18 protein-coding genes are annotated in these 20,564 nt (G+C 63.7%); 12 read left to right on the top strand and 6 right to left on the bottom strand.

Annotated features, from left to right (window positions below; genetic code table 11):
- Window positions 1–13: 13 nt before the first annotated feature.
- The 3 genes from ACH196_RS13565 (at window position 14) to ACH196_RS13555 (ending at window position 3,138) form a co-directional block, all read left to right on the top strand.
- On the top strand, window positions 14–778 hold the full coding sequence (locus ACH196_RS13565) for an SDR family NAD(P)-dependent oxidoreductase (protein ID WP_396647432.1): 765 nt from the start codon (window positions 14–16) through the stop codon (window positions 776–778).
- A gap of 8 nt (window positions 779–786) precedes the next feature.
- Window positions 787–2,001 (top strand): acyl-CoA dehydrogenase family protein, encoded by a 1,215-nt coding sequence (locus tag ACH196_RS13560; RefSeq protein WP_396647431.1) that lies wholly within the window; start codon window positions 787–789, stop codon window positions 1,999–2,001.
- A gap of 114 nt (window positions 2,002–2,115) precedes the next feature.
- Window positions 2,116–3,138: a phosphotransferase family protein gene (locus ACH196_RS13555; protein WP_396647430.1), complete on the top strand. Its 1,023-nt coding sequence runs from the start codon at window positions 2,116–2,118 to the stop codon at window positions 3,136–3,138.
- A gap of 207 nt (window positions 3,139–3,345) precedes the next feature.
- On the opposite strand, the gene ACH196_RS13550 is transcribed toward ACH196_RS13555, so the two are convergent.
- Window positions 3,346–6,372, bottom strand: coding sequence for a calcium-binding protein (locus ACH196_RS13550; RefSeq protein ID WP_396647429.1), 3,027 nt, complete (start codon window positions 6,370–6,372; stop codon window positions 3,346–3,348).
- Window positions 6,373–6,638: 266 nt separating this feature from the next.
- On the opposite strand from ACH196_RS13550, the gene ACH196_RS13545 reads away from it, so the two are divergent.
- Window positions 6,639–7,298, top strand: coding sequence for a TetR/AcrR family transcriptional regulator (locus ACH196_RS13545; protein WP_396647428.1), 660 nt, complete (start codon window positions 6,639–6,641; stop codon window positions 7,296–7,298).
- 31 nt (window positions 7,299–7,329) lie between these two features.
- Window positions 7,330–8,064 (top strand): 16S rRNA (uracil(1498)-N(3))-methyltransferase, encoded by a 735-nt coding sequence (locus ACH196_RS13540; protein WP_396647427.1) that lies wholly within the window; start codon window positions 7,330–7,332, stop codon window positions 8,062–8,064.
- Between the two features lie 47 nt (window positions 8,065–8,111).
- Here the strand turns inward: ACH196_RS13540 and ACH196_RS13535 are convergent, their stop codons facing one another.
- Window positions 8,112–8,765: a TerC family protein gene (locus ACH196_RS13535; protein ID WP_396647426.1), complete on the bottom strand. Its 654-nt coding sequence runs from the start codon at window positions 8,763–8,765 to the stop codon at window positions 8,112–8,114.
- Between the two features lie 291 nt (window positions 8,766–9,056).
- On the bottom strand, window positions 9,057–10,175 hold the full coding sequence (locus ACH196_RS13530; RefSeq protein ID WP_396647425.1) for a hypothetical protein: 1,119 nt from the start codon (window positions 10,173–10,175) through the stop codon (window positions 9,057–9,059).
- A gap of 376 nt (window positions 10,176–10,551) precedes the next feature.
- Here ACH196_RS13530 and ACH196_RS13525 point away from each other — a divergent pair, with 376 nt between their 5' ends.
- Window positions 10,552–11,925: a glutamate--cysteine ligase gene (locus tag ACH196_RS13525; protein ID WP_396647424.1), complete on the top strand. Its 1,374-nt coding sequence runs from the start codon at window positions 10,552–10,554 to the stop codon at window positions 11,923–11,925.
- Here ACH196_RS13525 and ACH196_RS13520 read toward each other — a convergent pair.
- Window positions 11,922–12,491 carry a TrmH family RNA methyltransferase gene (locus ACH196_RS13520; protein WP_396647484.1) on the bottom strand — a complete coding sequence of 190 codons (570 nt, stop codon included), beginning with the start codon at window positions 12,489–12,491 and terminating at the stop codon, window positions 11,922–11,924. The genes ACH196_RS13525 and ACH196_RS13520 overlap by 4 nt on opposite strands.
- A gap of 279 nt (window positions 12,492–12,770) precedes the next feature.
- Between ACH196_RS13520 and ACH196_RS13515 the strand changes: the two genes are divergently transcribed.
- The 4 genes from ACH196_RS13515 (at window position 12,771) to ACH196_RS13500 (ending at window position 14,642) form a co-directional block, all read left to right on the top strand.
- Window positions 12,771–13,748 carry a DUF937 domain-containing protein gene (locus tag ACH196_RS13515; protein ID WP_396647423.1) on the top strand — a complete coding sequence of 326 codons (978 nt, stop codon included), beginning with the start codon at window positions 12,771–12,773 and terminating at the stop codon, window positions 13,746–13,748.
- A 16-nt stretch (window positions 13,749–13,764) separates the two neighbouring features.
- Window positions 13,765–14,043, top strand: a complete 279-nt coding sequence (locus tag ACH196_RS13510) for a hypothetical protein (RefSeq protein WP_396647422.1) — start codon at window positions 13,765–13,767, stop codon at window positions 14,041–14,043.
- A complete protein-coding gene (locus ACH196_RS13505) occupies window positions 13,971–14,303 on the top strand; it encodes a type II toxin-antitoxin system HicB family antitoxin (RefSeq protein ID WP_396647483.1) in 333 nt (110 codons plus the stop codon). The genes ACH196_RS13510 and ACH196_RS13505 overlap by 73 nt, the downstream gene beginning before the upstream one ends.
- A gap of 81 nt (window positions 14,304–14,384) precedes the next feature.
- Window positions 14,385–14,642, top strand: a complete 258-nt coding sequence (locus ACH196_RS13500; protein WP_396647421.1) for a toxin-antitoxin system HicB family antitoxin — start codon at window positions 14,385–14,387, stop codon at window positions 14,640–14,642.
- A gap of 187 nt (window positions 14,643–14,829) precedes the next feature.
- On the opposite strand, the gene ACH196_RS13495 is transcribed toward ACH196_RS13500, so the two are convergent.
- Window positions 14,830–15,093, bottom strand: coding sequence for a DUF1127 domain-containing protein (locus ACH196_RS13495; RefSeq protein WP_396647420.1), 264 nt, complete (start codon window positions 15,091–15,093; stop codon window positions 14,830–14,832).
- A 164-nt stretch (window positions 15,094–15,257) separates the two neighbouring features.
- Between ACH196_RS13495 and ACH196_RS13490 the strand changes: the two genes are divergently transcribed.
- Window positions 15,258–16,214, top strand: a complete 957-nt coding sequence (locus ACH196_RS13490; protein WP_396647419.1) for a LysR substrate-binding domain-containing protein — start codon at window positions 15,258–15,260, stop codon at window positions 16,212–16,214.
- A gap of 172 nt (window positions 16,215–16,386) precedes the next feature.
- Complete coding sequence (locus tag ACH196_RS13485; RefSeq protein WP_396647418.1) at window positions 16,387–18,564, top strand: hypothetical protein; 2,178 nt, start codon at window positions 16,387–16,389, stop codon at window positions 18,562–18,564.
- Between the two features lie 533 nt (window positions 18,565–19,097).
- Here ACH196_RS13485 and ACH196_RS13480 read toward each other — a convergent pair.
- On the bottom strand, window positions 19,098–20,393 hold the full coding sequence (locus ACH196_RS13480) for an adenylate/guanylate cyclase domain-containing protein (protein WP_396647417.1): 1,296 nt from the start codon (window positions 20,391–20,393) through the stop codon (window positions 19,098–19,100).
- Between the last annotated feature and the right edge of the window lie 171 nt (window positions 20,394–20,564).

The following is a 20,564-nucleotide window of genomic DNA, read 5'->3' as shown; positions in this document are numbered from 1 at the left end:
CTAGGAGGAGCGGATGACCACGACAATCCCGGACGGCAGATGGTCGCTCGCGGGGCGGACCGCCCTGGTCACCGGCGCGTCGAGCGGGCTCGGCCGCCATTTCGCCGGCGTGCTGGCGGCGGCCGGGGCGTCGGTCATTCTCGCGGCGCGGCGCGCGGACAGGCTGCGCGACGCCTGCGCCGAGATCGAGGCCGCCGGCGGGACGGCGACGGCCGTGGCGCTCGACGTCACCCGGCCGGATTCAATCGCTGCCGTGTTCGCGGAGTTCGCGCCGGACATCGTCGTCAACAATGCCGGCATCGGTATCGCCGGCAAGGCGCTCGACTTCCCGGCCGAGGACTGGGATGCGGTCGTCGACACCAATCTGAAGGGCGCGTTCCTTGTGGCGCAGGCGGCGGCGCGGCGCATGGCCGCCGGAAGCGGCGGGTCGATCGTCAACATCGCGTCGATCCTCGGCCACAGGGTCGCCGGACAACTCGCCGCCTATTCGGCCTCCAAGGCCGGGCTGGTGCAATTGACCAGGTCGCTCGCACTCGAATGGGCGCGGCATGGGATACGGGTCAACGCGATTTGCCCGGGATATTTCTCGACCGAGATCAACGACGGTTTCTTCGCCAGCGAGGCCGGCGAGGCGATGGTCAAGCGCATCCCCATGCGAAGGATCGGCCGGCAGCACGAGCTCGACGGCGCGCTGCTGCTGGTCGCTTCCGATGCGGGCGCCTACATGACCGGCACGAGCATCGTCGTCGATGGCGGCCATCTCGTCTCCAGCCTCTGAGGATTTTAATGGATTTCACAATCTCGCCCGAGATCGAGAGCTACCGCGCGCGCATCGCCGACATGGTGGAAAGTTCGATCATGCCGCTGGAGGCGGATGCCGCCTCCTATGACGATCACGATAACATCCGCATCGACCTGCTCGACCGGATGCGCGCCAAGGCGCGGCGAGCCGGGCTGTGGTGTCTCCAGCTCGGCCGCGCCTCGGGCGGCGTCGGGCTCGGCCGCGTCGGCATGGCGGTCTGCTACGAGGAGATGAACCGCTCGATCTTCGGGCCGGCGGTGTTCAATTCGGCAGCGCCCGACGACGGCAACATGATGGTGCTCGAAGCACTCGGCACACCGGCGCAGAAGGAGCGCTGGCTGGCGCCGATCGTGGACGGCAAGGTGCGGTCGTCCTTCGCCATGACCGAACCACATCCGGGCGGCGGATCGGACCCGTCGATGATCGGCACGAAGGCCGAAAGGCGCGGCGGCAAGTGGATCGTCACAGGACGCAAATGGTTCATCACCGGCGCTGCCGAGGCGGCGCATTTCATCCTGATGGCCCGCACCTCGGACGATCCGCGCGACGGCCTGACCGCATTCCTGTTTCACAGGGACCAGCCGGGCTGGCGCATCGTCCGGCGCATCGGCATCATGGGTCCGGAGGAGCATGGCGGCCATTGCGAGCTTGAATTCGATGGGCTGGAGATCGGCGACGAGAACGTGCTCGGCGGCGTCGGGCGCGGCCTCAAGGTGACGCAGACGCGGCTCGGCGTGGCGCGCCTGACGCATTGCATGCGCTGGCTTGGCCTGTCGAAGCGAGCGGTGGAGATCGCGCAGGAATACGCTGCGCGACGCGAAGGTTTTGGAGTGAGGCTCGCCGACCGCGAGAGCGTGCAACTGATGCTGGGCGGGCTCGCGATGCGCATCGAGATGGGCCGTCTTTTGGTGATGAAGGCGGCCTGGGAACTCGACCGCGGCGGCTTTGCGCGCAAGGAGGTGTCGATGGCCAAGATCCACGTCGCCAACCTGCTGCACGAGGCGGCCGACATTGCGATCCAGATCAACGGCGCGCGCGGCTATTCCAAGGACACCGTGCTCGAATGGATCTACCGCTATGCAAGGCAGGCGCGGCTGGTCGATGGCGCCGACGAGGTGCATCGCATGGTCCTCAACCGCCATCTGTCCGGCGAGGGCCGCGACTTCTGGAAATGGGATGTGGCGGAGCCGCTCGTGTAGCCGGAACGACATCGCTCGCTGCCGGCGGCCTCGCCTGCGGCCGGTTTCGACGTTGACATGACGGACAGCGCCAGTCTTTTCCTTCAACATCCGCCCGCAGAGGCTTTTCTTTCCATGTCCTCCCATCCCGATCTCGATCACGCAACGGTCGAAAGCTTCCTCAAGAAGCGGATCGACGGGCTGGAGGGCGCGCTTGAAATCATCCCGATCGCCGGGGGCCAGTCGAACCCGACCTTCGTGCTTGCCTTTCGCAACCGCAAGCTGGTCCTTCGCAAGCGGCCGGGCGGCGACCTTTTGCCTTCCGCTCACGCGGTGGACCGGGAATACCGCGTCCAGAAGGCGCTAGCGGGGAGCGGCGTGCCAGTGCCGGAGGTCCTGCTGCTCCACATGGAGCCGGACATCGCGGGCACCGCCTTTTACGTCATGGATCATGTCGACGGCCGAGTTTTTCACGATTGCAGCCTGCCGGGCGTGCCGGCCGGCGAACGCAGGGCGATGTACCGGTCGGCGGCGAGCACCCTGGCGCAACTCCATAGGGTCGACGCCGGTTCCGTCGGTCTGGCCGATTTCGGCCGCCCGGCAGGCTATTTCGGCCGCCAGATCGCGCGCTGGCACCGCCAGTGGGAGCTGTCGCGCGAGGCGCCCAATGCGGATGTCGAGCGTGTCGCGCAGTGGCTGTCCGCCAACATTCCGCCGGAGACCGGCCGCGCGGCGATCGCGCATGGCGATTTCCGGATCGGCAACCTGATGTTCCATCCGACCGAGCCGCACGTCGTGGCGGTGCTCGACTGGGAACTGGCCACCCTTGGCGAACCGCTTGCCGATCTCGCCCATCTCTGCGCCTTCACCTGGCACATGACTTCGGCCGAATATGGCGGCGTCATGGAGATGGATCTCGCGGCAACCAGCCTCCCTTCCCAGGCCGAGTTCTGCGAAACCTACTATGCGCTGAGCGGTGCTGCGGACAGGCTGAAACCCTTCCACCTCGCCTTCGCGCTGTTCCGCAATGCGATCATCTTCGCGGGCATCGCGGCGCGTGCACGATCCGGTAACGCCGCCGCGGCCAACGCCGGCACCGTCGGCAAACTCGCGGGCATCCTCGCCAGCCGCGCCGCCAAACTGGTCGAAGCGGCGTGACGTCTGGCGCGCGGAAAGGCGCTGATGCTGCGCACTCCAGCGTCCGGCCGCCGGCCTTGACCGTTTTCCCTGCCTGACGCATTGCGCGCCAATTACAAGATGCAGCGGCTTTTTATCGAAGACAACCTTTCGGCCGGCGGAGCGGTCGAGGCCGGTCCGCAGCAATTTTCGGGGTGACGAGACCGTCGCCACCCCGGGAACAGTTCCTCAGATGAGGATGAAGTCGCTGACGCTCAGCGTGCTGACGCCGGTCAGCTTGGCGACGAGCGTGCTCTCATATTCGCCGCCACTGCCGTCGGCGTCGAACCAGACGCGGCCAGTATCGGTCTCGAACAGAAACTGCGCGCCGGCCGTCGTCGCGACGGTACCGGTTCCGAGCACCAGCTTCAGTGCATAATTGTCGGCGAGGCCGAACCCTTCCCGCTCTATCATCAGCAGGTCCGACCCACGCGTGAAATCGGTGATCAGGTCGCCGGTGTCGGTGCCGTCCCAGCCGAAGACGAAGGTGTCCTTCCCCGCGCCGCCGGTCAGCATGTCGGAGCCCTGGCCGCCGCGCAGCAGGTCGTTGCCGCCGCGGCCATCGAGCCGGTCGCCGCCTTCATTGCCGTAGAATCCCTCGTTGGCATCGGTGCCGCGGATGTCGTCGTCGCTGTTGCCGCCAACGACGCGCTCGATGCTGGTGAGCGTCAGCCCCTTCGCCATGCCGGAATTCAGGCTGTTGTCGGCGAGATCGACGCGGATCGACATTCCCGATAGGAAATTGAAGTACAGCGTGTCGTCGCCGGTGCCGCCGTCGAACACGTCCGTTCCGACGCCGCTGGTACGGGTGAACGAATCATCGCCGATGCCGCCGGATAGCTTGTCGCTGCCTTCGCCGTCGAGCAGTTCGTCATTGCCGGAGCCGCCGTTCAGCACGTCATTGCCAGCCCGCCCGTCGAGCAAATCCGCGCCGGCGCCGGCGGTGACCGTATCGCCAGCGGTGCCGCCGACGAAGTCCATGGCTTCCACGCTGGAGAACGACGTGGTCGCATCGACCGTGGTCGTGCCTGTCGAGAAGGTGAACTTGATCGCGGCGGTGACGTCCGAGAGGTCGAGGAAGACACGGTCGGAGCCCGCCCCGCCGGTGGCGCTGTCGCCGGCATTGATATGCAGCTCGTCATTGCCGGCGCCGCCGTCCAGCACGTCACGGTCCTTGTCGGAAATGCCGCCGGTCGCCCACAGAATGTCGTTGCCGTCGCCGCCGAGCAGCGTGTCCTTGCCGTTCCAGCCGATCAGCTCGTCGTCGCCGCCGAGCCCGGTCAGCTTGTCGTTGCCTTCAAACCCGTTCAATTCGTCGGCAAGATTGCCGCCGGTCAGCGTGTCATTGCCTCTGCCGGACTGGATGTGGACGCGTTCGAAGTCGATCAGCCGGACATTGCCGTTCACCAGCGACGCGTTGGCCGACAGAGTGAAGGTCAGGTCGGCACTGGCGCCCGAGCGGTTGATCCAGCCGAGGTCGATGCCGGCGCCGCCATTGACGCTGTAGACGCCGTAGATGCTGCCGCTGGCGGTGTTGAGGTAGACGCTATCGTCGCCATTGCCGAGCTTGACGGAGTTCGTGTCGCCGGTCGCGTGGAAGAAGTCGACCTCGATCTGCACGGTGTCGGCACCGTCTCCGGCATCGATGGTGTTGTTGCCGGCCGCGTCAAGGATGCGGTCGCTACCAGCGCCGCCGACCACGACGTCGTCGCCATAACCGGCGTCGAAGACATCGTCGCCATTGCCGCCGGTGAGGCGGTCGTTTCCGTGACCTGAAGTGAACGTCACCTGCTTTGCGCCGCGCCCGTCGAGCACGTCGTTGCCGGTGCTGGTGGTGATGGTGAAGATTTCCGCGTCGGCGATCACCGAGCCGTCCGACAGCCTGCCGAATCGTCCGTCAATGGCGAAGGTGAGGTTCTGATCGAAGTTGTGGGCGCGGTCGATGACGACCTGGTCGGTGCCGGCCCCGGCACGCACCGTGTCCTTGCCCTTGCCGGTGATCAGCACGTCGTCGCCATTGCCGCCGTCGAGAAGGTCGTTGCCCTCGCCACCATCGAGCATGTCGTTGCCGTCGCCGCCGTACAGCGCGTCGCTGCTCGAGTAGGCCGACATCACGTCGTCGCCGGCGCCAGCGGTGAAGGTGTCCTTGGCGCTCGATCCGGTGATCGTGTAGGCCTCGATGTTGATCAAGGTCGTGCCGTCGGAAAGCGTGTTGGTGAGATTCGGCGCCTTGGCGGTGAACGTCCCCGACAGCCCGTTGATGATCAGCCGGTCGATGCCCGTGCCGCCGTCGACCGTGTCGGGACCGCTGCCGATCGACACAGTGATCGTATCGTCATTGGCGCCGCCGATGAGCGTGTCCTTGCCGGCGCCACCCTCCAGCATGTCGTTGCCCGCCGCGCCATCCAGCTTGTCGTCACCGCTGCCACCCGAGATGTTGTCGTCGCCAGTGCCGCCATTGGCGTTGTCGATACCGTCCCCGCCGCTGATGAAATCATTTCCGGCGTCGCCGATCAGCCGGTCGTTGCCCGCCTCGCCGAACAGATTGTCGCGTCCGTTGCCGCCATAGAGTATGTCGTTGCCGATGCCGCCGACGATGCCGTCGTCGCCATTCTCGCCATAGGCGGTGTCGTTGCCGTCCTCGCCGAGCAGAAAGTCGAGCCCGCCGCCGCCCTTCAGCACGTCGTTGCCGGCGCCGCCGGACAGAGTATCGGTCCACATTCCGCCGGTGAGCTTGTCGACGAACGCCGTCCCGCTGACCGCAAAGCGTTCGACATCAACGATCTGCATGCCGAGCAGCGATGTGGTCTTCACCGTATCCGGCGCGACGAAGGTGACGCCGACCGCCGCATCCTCGAAGCTGAAGCTGAGGCTGTCGAAGCCGACGCCGCCATTGATCTTGTCGCCGGCCCCGTCGGCAAGGTCCACCAGCAGGATGGTGTCGTCGCCGAGATCGCCCTGGATGGTGTCGGCGCCTTCCCCGCCGAGCAGGAAGTCGTCGCCCGAGCCGCCTTCCAGGCTGTCGTTTCCAGTGCCACCATAGACGCTGTCGTCCTGGAAGCCGCCCTTGACCGTATCCTGGCCGTCGCCGCCGTCCATAAAATCATCGTCGAAGCCGCCGGCGATGGTGTCGTTGCCGCCATTGCCGAACAGCGTATCGGCGCCATCCGTGCCCGGGATAGTCTCGGATTTGTCAGTGCCATTGTAAAAAGCCACCTGTTCCGTCCTTTGCTTGTTGCGCTGATGGCCGGCTGCCCAAGCGGAATCGCCGCGTCGCCCTTCGCTCGAAGGCCAATCGCCGGTCGAATTGCCCGCGCTTTCAGTGATTGCGGTTCACGCAATCAATCCCGCGACGACCTTTTGTCGCTGCGGGTTCATATGGAATTGATGGACAGTCACCACTATTTCAGAATACGATGGCGTGTAGCGAAAGGAGGGATAGCTGTCAATATGAATACATATGCCTGTGCAGTGAAATCATTATGACACGAACCTACACATTAAAAAAGCGAGCAGAGCAGCAGGCCGACACGAGACGGCGCATCGTCGAGGCCGCGGTAGAGCTCCATAGCAGCGTCGGCCCGGCGCAGACGACGTTCAGCATGGTGGCAGAGCGCGCCGGCGTGCAGCGGCATACGCTTTACGCGCATTTCCCGAACGAGCGGAGCTTGCTGATGGCCTGCTCCGGCCAAGTCGCCGAGGACGATCCGATGCCGGACGCCGCGCCCTGGCACCAGGTCGAGGACCGGCGAGAACGGCTGACCGTCGGAATCCGGGCGATCTACGACTGGTACGAACGTCACGCCTCGTTGATGGCGCGGGTGCTGCGCGATGCCGAGCATCATGCACTGACGCGCGAGATCAGCAGGCTGCGCTTTGCCCGGCCGTTCGCGGAATGGAAGGAGGCGCTGGGAGCCGGCCTGGAAGACCAGCAGCGCGCCATGCTCGGCCTGACGCTACGGTTCTTCAATTGGCGATATCTGCGTCACGAGGCGGGCCTGTCCCAGGAGGCCGCCGTCAGCCTGATGGTTCTCGCCATCGATCGCCTCGGCCATGGCGAGCAAAGCCGAGAAGTCAGGGCTCAAGCCGAACCGGAGGACGCCGGCCGGCAGTCCGTGGTGTCCCTGCGCGCGCTCCCTTGACCCGCCTTCCGCGCTGCCGCATTGCTCGGCCATGCGCGCCAACTACAAGATGCAGCGGCTCTTTATCGAAGACGACCTTTCGGCCGGTGAAGCGGTCGAGGCCGGGCCGCAGCACAGCCACTATCTGCTCAACGTGCTGCGCATGGCGGAGGGTGGCGAGGTGCTGGTGTTCAACGGCCGTGACGGCGAATGGCGCGCCGGCGTCCAGCAGAAATCGAAGAAGGCGGCACTGCTGAAGCCTCTGGAGCAAACGCGCCCACAGCCACGGGCGCCGGACCTTGTCTATTGTTTCGCGCCGCTGAAACAGGGGCGGCTCGATTATCTCGTGCAGAAGGCGGTGGAGATGGGCGCCGGACGGCTGGTGCCGGTGATCACCCAGCACACGCAGGTGGCAAAACCCGGCATAGACCGGCTGCGGGCCAACGCCATTGAGGCGGCGGAGCAATGCGGCGTGCTCGCCGTGCCGGAGGTCGCCGAAGCCTTGAGGCTCGACCGGCTGCTGGCCGGCTGGAACAAGGATCGCCGCCTGATCTTCTGCGACGAAGACGCCTCCACCAACAATCCACTGCCCGCCCTGCAAGCCATCACCGAGAAAAAACTCGGCCTGCTGATCGGCCCGGAGGGCGGGTTTTCCGACGACGAGCGAAAAATGCTGCGCGCCCTGCCCTTCGTGACGGCCATTCCGCTCGGCCCGCGCATCCTGCGCGCCGACACGGCGGCGGTCGCGGCACTCGCATTGGTGCAGGCGACAATCGGGGACTGGTAGACGAGCCCTGCGGCAGGCTGCGAACAGGCCGCCGCGGGGCCACCGGCTCAGCCGTTCATGACCGCAAATACCTCATGGCCACCGCGATAGATCATTTCCAGCGACACGTAGAGGATGATCGCAAGGCCGACATAGGCGATCCAGCGATGGCGCTGCAGCAGGCGGGCGATGAAGCTCGCGGCGATGCCCATCAGGGCGATCGACAGGATCAGGCCGAACACCAGGATCTCTGGATGCTCGCGCGCGGCACCCGCCACTGCCAGCACATTGTCGAGCGACATCGAGACGTCGGCCACGACGATCTGCCAGGCGGCCTGCGCAAAAGTCTTGCGGGGCGCGCCGCCGGCCACCGTCCCGTCCTGGTTCAAGTCCTTGCCTTCCAGCGCCTCGGCGCCCGCCACTTCCTCGGCATGCGTGGTGCGCAGCTCGCGCCACATCTTCCAGCAGACCCACAGCAGCAGCACGCCGCCCGCCAAGAGCAACCCGACGATCTGCAGCAGTTGCGTGGTGGCCGCGGCAAAGCCGATGCGCAGCACGGTTGCGGCGACGATGCCGATCAGGATCGCCTTGGTCCGCTGCTCCTTCGGCAGGCCGGCGGCGGCAAGGCCGATGACGATCGCATTGTCGCCGGCCAGCACCAGGTCGATCATGATAACCTGGAGAAGCGCTGACATGGCGTCCGCGGTGAAATATTCCATCATTTGGCACCCATTTTTCAAAATGGGGGTGCCGGCATGGGTGGAAAGCGGCAGGCGCGTGCGACCGTCCGGAAGCGTTTTCACGCTTTCGGCCAAACGTCACAGGCTGTCGTCAGCTTGATTCCACGAACACCAGACCCCGGTTGGACTTCCAGTCCGACATCACAGCCTGCGGAGGCTGCCAGAGGGGCCCGGTCTGGTGGGTTGCGTGTAGCCGGTGGAGCGGCCGAATTCAAGAGCTTTGGGAAATACCAACCTCAAGTATTGTCCAATCAGCGACGCACCCCCGATCCGCTACTTCAATTCGACGCCGCTCAGATAGCGGACCGTCGCACTGCTGTCGAAAAGCAGGAAGAATGCGCCGGACCGGGCCGGATCGGCGGCAACAGCTTCGAGCTTGGCCGCTACCTCGTTGCCTTCTACGTCCTTGTCCTTGACCGGGTCGAAGTCCCACAGGACGCCGGGATCGAGCGCGTCGCCTTTCGCGGGATTCCACATGCGCAGTTGGAAGCGACGCGTTGGGTCTTCCTTGTTCACGTTGGTGTCACAGGTGCGCTCGTCGTCGTCCGCCTTCTTGGGTTTCAGGTCGTTAACCCCCGCATCACCGGTGACGATCACCAGGCTGTCGCCAACTGTCTCCATCGCGCGTATTCCAATGAAGGGCGATCCGGTGGGGAGAATATGCAGCTTGGCGTCGCTGAAGTCCTCCTTGAGCACACCGTCGAGCGGCGTCGAGATGACAACGGCCGCGGGCTCGGAACCGCCTTCGATACGAGACGGCGAACGCAGCCCGACCAGCAAGTCCTCACCCAACACCGTCGCACCCTCGACGTTGAGACCGCCGCATTGCAATTCCTTGCCGAGTGCGTTTGGAAACATATCAGTCTGATTGAACAGTTCGTCCAGGCTCGCCCATTCGGCCGCGACTGTATTGTCGTTTTTCAACGCCGCAACATCAGCGATGGCGACCAGATGGGAACCGGAATTGAAATTGCCGCTGTTTCGCTTGTTGGCGTGCGAGCCAATGAAAATGACCTTGTCGCCACTGCTCGCGATCGCCTCCAGATCAAACTCCTTAAGCTTTCCCTTCAGCTTGTGGGCCTTGATGAAGTTCTTGGAGGGTTCGCCAAGATCGAGGCTGGAGTCGTAAGAGACCGTTGGCCAATTGTCGGCTCCGCGAGCGACCTTGAGGCGATGAAATCCGCGCTTTTCATCCGCCACCGTCAGGCACCAGTCGGCGGCAGGACAAAATAGGCCGCTCAAATTGTGGCTTTGATCGAAGGCGTCGTCATCTCTGTCGTAGGGTGCCACCTTTGGCACCGTGACAGTGCCCACGTCCGTCAGCTCCGCCGCAACAGACTGAAGCGGCACGACACCCAGCAACGCGCAAAGCAAAAGTCCGGAGTTTTGCATCGCTCTCTCCTTTTCGTCAAAATATAGAATTACTTTTCTTCTAAAAATCAAGAGATTTATTCTTACAATTTGCCGAAACCGCCAGACATGAAAGCATCTTTCCAGGTGTCGAGAATGGCCGAAGCTATTCGATTGCCCGAAGGATCGGCAAAGCATGGGTGCCCCGCCCATCGACCAGACAAGGGTACGTGCCGACCATCTGGCTGGCCTATGAGGCGGTCCGGCTGCTGTCAGCACGGAATTTCCACGCCGCCAGCCCTTCACAGCACAACCGCATCAACTCTCCTGACAAATCCGTCAGGATTTTTCGCTTGATTGCCCATGGCCATTTCGGCCATCAAGCCGCACGGCCATAGGGCCGCCGGAGAAGACCAGCATGGCCCGCGACACAACGGATTTCCGACCCATCGAGGGCATGGATGAACTGGTCGGCTATCTCGCGGCGGGCAACAAGCCGCGCGACAAATGGCGGATCGGCACCGAGCACGAAAAATTCCCCTTCTATGTCGACGGCCACGCGCCCGTTCCCTATGGCGGCGAACGTGGCATCCGCGCCATCCTTGAAGGCATGCAGCGCACGCTGGGCTGGGAACCCATCCTCGACGAAGGACGCATCATCGGTCTGGTCGAGCCGACCGGCCAGGGCGCCATCAGCCTGGAGCCCGGCGGGCAATTCGAGCTTTCCGGCGCGCCGCTGGAGACCATCCACCAGACCTGCCGCGAGGGCAACGCGCATCTGGCGCAATTGCGCGAGATCGCCGAGCCGCTCGGCATCCGCTTCCTCGGCCTCGGCGGCAGCCCGAAATGGTCGCTCGCCGAAACGCCGAAAATGCCGAAATCGCGCTACGATATCATGACCCGCTACATGCCGAAGGTCGGCACAAAAGGTCTCGACATGATGTATCGCACCTGCACTATCCAGGTGAATCTCGACTTCGAGAGTGAAGCCGACATGCGCCGCAAGATGCAGGTTTCGCTGAAGCTGCAGCCGCTGGCCACTGCTCTCTTCGCCAACTCGCCCTTCACCGAGGGCCGGCCGAACGGGCTGAAATCCTGGCGCGGCGAGATCTGGACCGACACCGACAACCAGCGCGCCGGCCTGCTGCCGATCTGCTTTTCGGAAACCTTCGGCTTCGCCGACTATGTCGAATGGGCGCTCGACGTGCCGATGTATTTCGTCATCCGCGACGGCCGCTACCACGACATGACCCACATCACCTTCCGCCAGTTCATGGACGGCGCCGCGCACAACTCCATCCCTGACGGCGTGCCGACCATGGGCGACTGGGCGAACCATCTGTCGACGCTGTTCCCCGACGTCCGGCTGAAGCGGTTCCTGGAAATGCGCGGCGCCGACGGCGGCCCGTGGCGGCGCATCTGCGCGCTGCCCGCTTTCTGGGTGGGGCTGCTCTATGACGAGGCGGCCCTCGACGCCGCCGAGACGCTTACCGCCGACTGGACATTCGAGGAGGTGCGCGAGCTGCGCGCCGCCGTGCCGGCCGAGGGCATCGCCGCCACATTCCGCGGCGACAGCCTGCGCGACATCGCCCGCGAGGTGTTGAACATCTCACGCGCCGGCCTGAAAGGCCGGGGGCGGAAAAACCGCGACGGCTATGACGAAAGCACTTTCCTCTCCACACTGGACGAAGTGGTGGCGCGCGGCACGACCAGCGCCGAGGAGATGCTCAGTGCCTATCACACGCGCTGGGGCGGCTCGATCGAGCCGGCGTTCCTTGAGTATGCTTATTAGGGCGCGCCGATTGCCGAATTCGGGCCGCTCTCGACCGGTGCCGGATTTTGGTCGATCAGGGTGGCCGGAGTGATTACAGTCGGCAACGGTTTTGAGCGCTCGCCCTTTTTGTTGCGCCATCTGTATTTGCTTTGATATTCGCGCCTCTGTTTTGCGACTTCGTACAGAACGATCCCCGAGCTTGTCCCGAGGTTCAGGCTTTCGATCATTCCGAACATCGGGATAGAGACGCACATCTCGCTTCTTTCCACCGCGCGATCGCTGATGCCGGCCGCCTCGCTGCCGAACCAGACCGCAAGTTTGGTGTGGGCGGTATAGTCGCCTTCGTGAAGGAAAATGCTGGCTTTGCCTTTCACATGCGGCGACGTGACGATCGACTTGAATCCCTTCTTTTCGAGGTGGTCGAAACACGCGTCGGTGCTGTCGAAGCGCCTCACGAACGTCCATTTCACCGCCGAAACGGAGGTCTTCGAAATCGATCGTTTCTCGCGCAGGTCCTGCCAGTCGTCGGGCAGGGAATGGCGGGGATCAACGACATAGACCTTCTCCACTCCAAGCGCATTCACGTTGCGGATCACCGTTCCGATGTTCTTGATATCGGTCGGATTCTCAAGCACGGCGATCAGGTTCTTGCAGCGAAACGAGCGGATTTCGTCCGCGCTTGCGGACGGATTTTTTGGATTCGACGATCTCTTCCATGGCCACACCCAATACTTCCACGGGGCATGCCTGTTTTATTCAAAGGATGCAATCCCGGAGGCCGCGAGCAACCGGCAGACCGAATATCCCTTCAATCGCCCGCCGAAACGATCTACGCTCCCTCCGACACTCGAGGAGGAACTGCCATGCTCAACCTGTTCGACATGCTCAACCAATCGCAGAACGGCCAGGGCATCGACCAACTCGCCCGCCAGTTCGGCCTTTCCCAGCAGCAGGCGCAGCAGGCGGTGGAGGCGCTGATGCCGGCCTTCAGCCAGGGGCTGAAGCGCAATACCTCCGACCCCTACGGCATTGCCGCTTTCATGAGTGCGCTGGCAAACAGCCAGAACGCCAAATATTTCGACAATCCGCAGGCTGCATTCACGCCGCAAGGGATGGCGGAAGGCAATGACATCCTCGGCCAACTCTTCGGGTCCAAGGACCTTTCGCGGGCCGTGGCGGCGCAAGCCGCGCAGGCCACCGGCATCGGCCAGGACGTGCTGAAGCAGATGCTGCCGGTCATCGCCTCGATGGTCATGGGTGGCCTGTTCAAGCAGTCGACCAACCAGCTTGGCGCGCAGGCCGGAGGCTTTGGCGGCGGCAGCAATCCGCTCGGCGAGATCATCGAGCAGATGATGCGCCAAGGCGGCGGTCTCGGCGGCGGAGCCGCGCAGCCGCGCCAAGCGCCCCAGAATCCATTGGACAATCCGTTCGGCAAGATCTTGCAGGACATGTTCGGCGGCGGCGCCCAGCAGCCGCAGTCTGGGCAAGCGCCGAACCCGATGGGCGACAATCCGTTCGGCAAGATGCTGGAAGACATGCTGGGCGGCGGCGCGCAGCAGCCGCAGGCGCAACCCCGGCAGGCGCCCAACCCGATGGGCGACAACCCGTGGGGCAAGATTCTCCAGGACATGCTTGGCGGCGCACAGAGTCCTCAGGCGTCGCCGCAGGAACCCGACCCGGCGCCGCAGCCGCGCGCCAATCCGAGCGGGCGGCCAAGCAATCCCTATGACGACATTTTCGGAAAGATGTTCGAGACGGGCGCGAAACAGCGAGAAGATTACCAGAAGGGCGTCGAGTCGATCTTCGAGCAGTTCAAGAAGGGCATGGACCGGGGACGCTGAGTGCTGGAGGCAATTGATGACGCTTGGCACCGCATTGGTATTATTTGCTGCGGCCTCCATGCTGTTTGGACTGATCCGCGCCATGACCCGAGATGATATTTATGATGCAACGCAACTTCCTACTTATCGGGATATTGAAGGTTCGCTTAGGTCTGCGGGTAAATTGCCTTCCTCGTGGAAATCGGTGAATAAAGACAATCAGTCCAGCTTCGCCGTCATGGCATTCTGTCTTATCGGTTTGATTGTCCTGTTTTTCACTTATCCCTATGTTATCCGTTTTGTCGATCAGTTTTAGGGCAGCAATCGCGTTCATCGAAGAGGTCGAGGCACAAGGCACGGGCGCTCGAATATCCCGTCATCATCGCTCCGCTGGCCGAGGAGGACGGAGGTGGATTCTCCGCGGGGGTTCCCGACCTGCCGGGCTGCATGAGCGACGGCGATACGCCCGAAGAGGCGATCACAAACGTTCAGGATGCAATCACGGTCTGGCTGGAGGCAGCCCGTGACATGGGACGAGAAATACCCGCCCCTTCCAGGCGAGTCATTCCAGCGTAGGCCTCCAAAAGCAGCTTGGCGATGTGCGGACGAGATGCGCGTTGAAATCGTCACCCCCGCTGAATTGATAAGGAGACTTCAATGAGCAAGGCCAACTACGCGCTTCGCCTTCAGCCTTCGCTGAAAAGCGCCGCCGAGCGTTTGGCGGCGGCCGAGGGCACGAGCCTCAATCAGTTCATCAATGTCGCGGTCGCCGAAAAGCTTTCGGCGCTGGAGACCGAAGCATTTTTCCGTGCCCGGGCGGCGCGCGGTGACCGCGAGGCATTCCTGCGTTTCCTCGATGAGGCCGGAAACGAGCCGCCTCACGCCGGCGATGTTCTTGAGCCGAAGAAGCCATAGAGTACCCGTCGCACAGGCTTCCCAATCGAAAGCCCTGTTGGCCGATCCGCAAAAGGTCTCAAATACAGTCTGGCTCCCTCCAAAACGAAAATGCCCGGTCCGTGGGGCGGACCGGGCAGCGTGCAGGCATCCGGCGGGGTGTGCCGGGTGGGGGAGCGCCTGCTGAAGGGCGTTTGGATCCGGCGGCTCAGAGCTGCTCGATCCGCGATTCGATGATCGAGCGCAGCCGCGTCGTCGGGTCGAGGCCGAAAGGTAACGCGACCGCGACGTGCAGGTCGGCGCGCGTCAGCCCGATGTCGCGAAGCTCGGAATCCGTCATGTCGCCAAGGCGGTAGAAGGCGCGGCGGTTTCGCCAGGCGCTGAAAATTTGCGATACCGCGTTGATCCCGCGCGCCAGAAGAGCCGGACGCCGCTCGGAATGCGTGGTGCCGTTGGCAAAGAGGGTGGTCATTGCAGTCTCCTTTCGTCCGAGCGCGATCGATCGGGCGGAACCTATTTTCCGCCGCGCCAGCTTTCGACCGCTTCCGTGGACACCCTCACAATTTCACAAGGAGATTGATTAATCCAACGAATGTTTCTAATCTTTAGGATCAACATCAGTGATGGATAGGTTCGATGAAAGCGCCGCTCGACCTCGACCAGTTGCAGACCTTCATCATGATCGCCGACACCGGCAGTTTTACGCGCGCGGCGGATGAGGTGCATCGCACGCAGTCGGCCGTGTCGATGCAGATGCGGCGGCTGGAGGAACGCATCGGCAAGCCGCTGTTCGAGAAGGAAGGGCGGCTCAACAAGCTTTCCGAGGAAGGCGAGCGGCTGCTCGGCTATGCGCGGCGCCTGATCCATCTCAATCGCGAGACCTTGTCGGCCTTCGACGACGCGCGGCTGGAGGGCGTCATCCGCATCGGCACGCCCGACGACTATGCCGACCGCTTCCTGCCGGAGATCATGGCGCGCTTCTCGCGCTCCAATCCGAAGGTCGAACTTACCGTCATCTGCGAGCCGACGCCGGGGCTGGTCGAGCACATCAAGCGCGGCAATCTCGACCTGGCGCTGGTCACCCACCACGACACGCGCGGCCAGTCGGAAGTGGTGCGGCGCGAGCCGCTGCTGTGGGTCAGCTCGGCCAATCACGCCACCCATGAGCAGGAAATCCTGCCCATGGCCTTCGGCCGGCCGACCTGTATCTGGCGGCGCGCCGCCTGCGATCTGCTCGACGACATGAACCGCGAATACCGCGTGCTGTTTTCCAGTTTCTCGGCGACCGTCATCACGGCGGCGGTTCTTTCCGGGCTGGCGATCTCGGTGCTGCCGGAATGCGCGCTCCGGCCCGGCATGCGCGTGCTCGGCGAGGCCGACGGTTTCGGCGCCCTGCCTGAATGCAAAATCGGCATCATGCGCGGCCACACGACCCGACCGGACCTTGTAGACGCGCTCGCCCGGCACATTTCCGAAAGCCTCGACAATATTTCGGTGCCGGCAATCGAGGAGAACGGCTCGTTCGATTTCGCGGCCATGGCCTTTGCGCGGGTCAAGCGCACGAAGCCCAACTCCGTTCTCTCCGGCTGGTAGAATATTTCAATCCAGACGGGTACAAATACTTTCTGCTGCAGCCGACATCCATGACGCCGGCTATCAACATTTTGATCTTCCGGGATAAGTTTTTGTTCTCACGAAACAGGCATTAGCCTAAAGTCTAATATTCTGGTAGCGTGTGTCTTTCAATTTCCGGGGGGAAATTCACATGGCTACCAATGGCGACGACATCATCAATGGCACTTCCGACGCCGAGACGATCGACGGGCTGGGCGGCAACGACACGATAGACGCCAAGACCCGGCCCACTGCGCCGGGCTCCGGCATAGACGTGGTTGACGGCAACACGGGCATCGATACGCTGGTCGTCAACTGCTCGGCCGAGACGCAGTCGGTGAGTCTGGGCACCGGCTCCTCACCGACCTTCACAGTCCGCTCCACGTCCGGCAATTTTTATGTCGATGCCTACAATATGGAGAAGGTGAAGTTCACCGGCGGCTCCGGCAACGACAGCATAGACACGGGAGAGCGCGGCGGCACGGTCGCCGGCGGCGGCGGCATCGACCATTGGCTCGCCAATCTCGGCGGCCTGTTCACGGGCGTGACGTTCGCGCTCGGCACGACCACCTCCATCGCGGCGGCCGGGCTGACCTCGATCTCGACGATCGAACGCATTTCCCTGGCGACCGGAGCGGGCGACGACATAATCACCGGCGGCGCGCAGGCCGACACGATCAACACCGGCGACGGCGACGACACAGTCAACGCCAGGACCCGCCCCACGGGCGGCGGGCCGATCGACGTCGTCGACGGCGGCGCGGATACCGACACGCTGATCGTCAGCGCCGCCGCCGAAACGCAGGCGATGCAACTGTTCAGCGGCAGTTCGCCGACCTTCGCGGTGCGCTCCACGTCGGGCAATTTTTATGTCGACGCCTACAACATGGAGATCATCAAGATCGCCACCGGATCAGGCAACGACACCATCGACACCGGCGACCATGGCGGCACCGTCAACGGCAATGGCGGCACCGACCACTGGACCGCCAATCTCGGCGCGCTGACGACGGGCGTGGCGTTCACGCTGGGCACCACGACCTCGATCGCCGCGGCGGGACTGACCTCCATCGCCAATCTCGAGCGCATCTCGCTGACCACCGGCAGCGGCAACGACGTCATCACCAGCGGCGCGGAGGCCGATACGATCAACACCGGCAATGGCGACGACACGATCAACGCAAGGACGCGGCCGACCGGCGGCGGACCGATCGACGTGGTCGACGGCGGCGGCGGCAGCGACACGCTGATCGTCAGCGCCGCGGCCGAAACGCAGGCGATGCAACTGTTCACCGGCGGTTCGCCGACTTTCGCGGTGCGTTCCACGTCGGGCAATTTTTATGTCGACGCCTACAATATGGAGATCATCAAGATCGCCACCGGCGCCGGCGCGGACTCGATCAATACCGGCAATCATGGCGGAACGGTCGACGGCAACGGCGGCATCGACCATTGGCTGGCCGATCTCGGCGCCCTGACCACGGGCGTGGCGTTCACCCTCGGCACGACGACGGAAATCACGGCCGCCGGGCTGACGTCGATCCGCGACATCGAACGGATTTCGCTCACCACCGGCGGCGGCAACGACACGATCACCGGCGGCGCGCAGGCCGACACCATCAACACCGGCATCGGCAACGACGTCGTCAACGCCATGACGCGGCCGACCGGCGGCGGGCCGATCGACGTGGTGGACGGTGGAGCGGGTACCGACCTGCTGGTTGTCGACACGTCCGCCGAAACAGGCGCGGTGCAGGTGTTCGCCGGTTCCTCCCCGAGCTTTGCCGTGCGCTCCGCCTCAGGCAATTTCTATGTCGACGCCTACAGCATGGAAAAACTCAAATTCACCGGCGGCTCCGGCGTCGACACGGTGACGGGAAAGGCGAACGCGGATTCCATCACCACCAATGCCGGCAACGACATCCTCAGCGGCGCCGACGGCAACGACGTATTGAGCAGCGGCCTCGGTAATGACCAACTGACGGGCGGACGCGGCGCCGACAAGATCACCAGCGGCGACGGCGCGGACGATTTCTTCTACAACCTCGTCACCGATTCCAGCGTGTTCAACAACGCCATGGACACGATCGTCGACTTCACCTCCGGGCTGGACGACATCAACCTTTCCGCAATCGACGCCAACAATCTGGGCTCGGACGGCAACCAGGCGTTCGTGCTGATCGGCTCGGCGGCATTCCACAACATAGCCGGCGAATTGCGGTCGGTCGGCGGCTTGATCGAGGGCGACGTCAACGGCGACGGGACGGCCGACATAAGGGTGCTGTTCTCCAACGGTGCCACGGCGCTGGCCGCAGACATCATCCTGTAGAACGTGTCGAGCCAATACCAAGGGGCATTTGTCTCGATCGTCTGCGCCGCCCGTCCTTCGGACCCCCTGCCGGGACCTTCTCCCCGTAAACGGGGACTATCGGACTCACACATTTTTGGATTGGGCTCTGCCTTCGCGTGATTGTATGGGATTTCCGGCACCGGCTCTGGCCGGATCACCGTCGAGGCATGGATTCCCGACACTCTCCGCTCGCTTCGCTCGCTCACGAGGTCGGGAATGACGACATCGTTGATGTCTCCGCCCAATCGCCCGCGGCGGCGACTAGCGGAAACGGCCCATGACTGTCGTCATTCCCGACCTCGTGAGCGAGCGAAGCGAGCGGAGAGTGTCGGGAATCCATGCCTCGGAGGTCGTGAAGCCAAAGCCGACGAAGAATTGGCTGTGTCCGGTCAATCGGCAAGCCAGCGTCCGGTATTCGAGATGTGTGAACACGATATGTAAACGGGGAGAAGGTCCCGGCAGGGGGGTCCGAAGGACGGGCAGCGCAGACGGTCAAAGCAAACAGCCACTGGTTAAGACGCGAAAGCCGTGCCGCCGACAGGCGGCGCGGCAAGACCCTCGGTGCGCGGGGCCAGGAAAAACAGTTCCATCGGCCCCTTGCCCTTGACCTCGACGACGCCGCGCTCGACGAAGCCGAAGGCGGGGCCGATCGCCCGCTTCGCCTCGGCGCTGACCTGGATCCAGCCCGGCTCGCCATGCGATTCCATGCGGGCCGCGACATTCACCGTGTCGCCCCAGACATCGTAGAACTGCTTGCGCTCGCCGATGACGCCGGCCACCGCCGGGCCGCTGTGGATGCCGATGCGCACGGCGACGTCCTCGCCGTATTCCTCCGACACTTTTCGCATGACGTCCAGCATGTCGAGCGCCATCTCGGCGACCGCGCCGGCGTGGTCGGCGCGCGGCTCCGGCATGCCGCCGGCCACCATATAGGCGTCGCCGATGGTCTTTATCTTCTCCAGCCCGTGCTCCTCGGCCAGCCGGTCGAATTCGAGGAAGATGCGGTTGAGGAACCGCACGAGGCGGCTCGCCGGAAGGGCCGCGGCGCGCGCGGTGAAGCCGACGATGTCGGCGAACAGGATCGTCACCGACGGCAGGTCGTCGGCGATCAACCCGTCGGGATCCTGCTTCAGCCGCTCGGCGATCGAAGCCGGCATCAGGTTGAGCAGCAGTTTTTCCGAGCGTTCGTGCTCGGCCTCGAAGGCGTCCTCATATTCCTCGGCGCGGCGAAAAGTGTAGAGCGCGGCAAGCAGGTTGAACGCGGCCGACATGCACACCGACAGCAGGAAAGAGAAGGTGGTCAACGCCGCCGACATGGTGATGTAAGCGGATTTTGCCGGAAACGTCAGTTCGATCAGCGCGAACACCAGCAGCAGGATCGAGAAATAGAAGCCGACAAGCTTCAGCCGGCGCGAACCCATCACCATGACGATCGTCGCCGGGCCGGCGAGCAGGAAATACTGGAAGCCGGCGTCGGTTCCGGCGATCCACGCAAACGCCGCATCGCCGGCCATGGCCGTCGCCCAGAGATACGTTCCGGCGGCGAGATTGCCGAAGCGGTGCAGTAGCGGCGTCGCCAGCCAGACCGCCGAGAAGAAAAGCAGCGTCAGCACGAAAGGCAGGAAACCCCAAAAATCCAGCAGCGCGAACAGGATGGCGAAGCCGGTGTTGGAGATCACCGTGGCAAGGCTGACGAAATTGACGATCTCGCGGCCGCGGCGGCGTTTGCCGTCGACACCGCCGACGCCCGTCTCCACATAGGATACGACGATACCGCGCAGACGCGCGGCGAGACTGCTGGTAAACAAGGTTTTCTCCCTTCGCCTGCCCGTAGTCATAAACGAAGCGGCGCGGCGAAGCGACCGCCGTCAGCGGGAGCGGCCAGAGGGAACAGCGGTCATGTCTCAGTCTGAATTTGGACGCCAGGAACGCGGGTAGAGTCTCGGATCGAATTTCTGCTATGGCTGGGAGGCAAATCG

The sequence above is a fragment of the Mesorhizobium sp. IMUNJ 23232 genome (assembly GCF_044326205.1).
Classification (GTDB): Bacteria; Pseudomonadota; Alphaproteobacteria; order Rhizobiales; family Rhizobiaceae; genus Kumtagia.
This window is presented reverse-complemented; position numbering and strand designations above follow the sequence as displayed.

Coding starts and splice junctions, on each gene's coding strand:
- ACH196_RS13490 (WP_396647419.1), top strand. CDS start 15,258: ATGAAAGCGCCGCTCGACCTCGACCAGTTGCAGACCTTCATCATGATC.
- ACH196_RS13560 (WP_396647431.1), top strand. CDS start 787: ATGGATTTCACAATCTCGCCCGAGATCGAGAGCTACCGCGCGCGCATC.
- ACH196_RS13540 (WP_396647427.1), top strand. CDS start 7,330: ATGCGCGCCAACTACAAGATGCAGCGGCTCTTTATCGAAGACGACCTT.
- ACH196_RS13555 (WP_396647430.1), top strand. CDS start 2,116: ATGTCCTCCCATCCCGATCTCGATCACGCAACGGTCGAAAGCTTCCTC.
- ACH196_RS13545 (WP_396647428.1), top strand. CDS start 6,639: ATGACACGAACCTACACATTAAAAAAGCGAGCAGAGCAGCAGGCCGAC.
- ACH196_RS13525 (WP_396647424.1), top strand. CDS start 10,552: ATGGCCCGCGACACAACGGATTTCCGACCCATCGAGGGCATGGATGAA.
- ACH196_RS13565 (WP_396647432.1), top strand. CDS start 14: ATGACCACGACAATCCCGGACGGCAGATGGTCGCTCGCGGGGCGGACC.
- ACH196_RS13515 (WP_396647423.1), top strand. CDS start 12,771: ATGCTCAACCTGTTCGACATGCTCAACCAATCGCAGAACGGCCAGGGC.
- ACH196_RS13530 (WP_396647425.1), bottom strand. CDS start 10,175: ATGCAAAACTCCGGACTTTTGCTTTGCGCGTTGCTGGGTGTCGTGCCG.
- ACH196_RS13510 (WP_396647422.1), top strand. CDS start 13,765: ATGACGCTTGGCACCGCATTGGTATTATTTGCTGCGGCCTCCATGCTG.
- ACH196_RS13485 (WP_396647418.1), top strand. CDS start 16,387: ATGGCTACCAATGGCGACGACATCATCAATGGCACTTCCGACGCCGAG.
- ACH196_RS13535 (WP_396647426.1), bottom strand. CDS start 8,765: ATGATGGAATATTTCACCGCGGACGCCATGTCAGCGCTTCTCCAGGTT.
- ACH196_RS13500 (WP_396647421.1), top strand. CDS start 14,385: ATGAGCAAGGCCAACTACGCGCTTCGCCTTCAGCCTTCGCTGAAAAGC.
- ACH196_RS13495 (WP_396647420.1), bottom strand. CDS start 15,093: ATGACCACCCTCTTTGCCAACGGCACCACGCATTCCGAGCGGCGTCCG.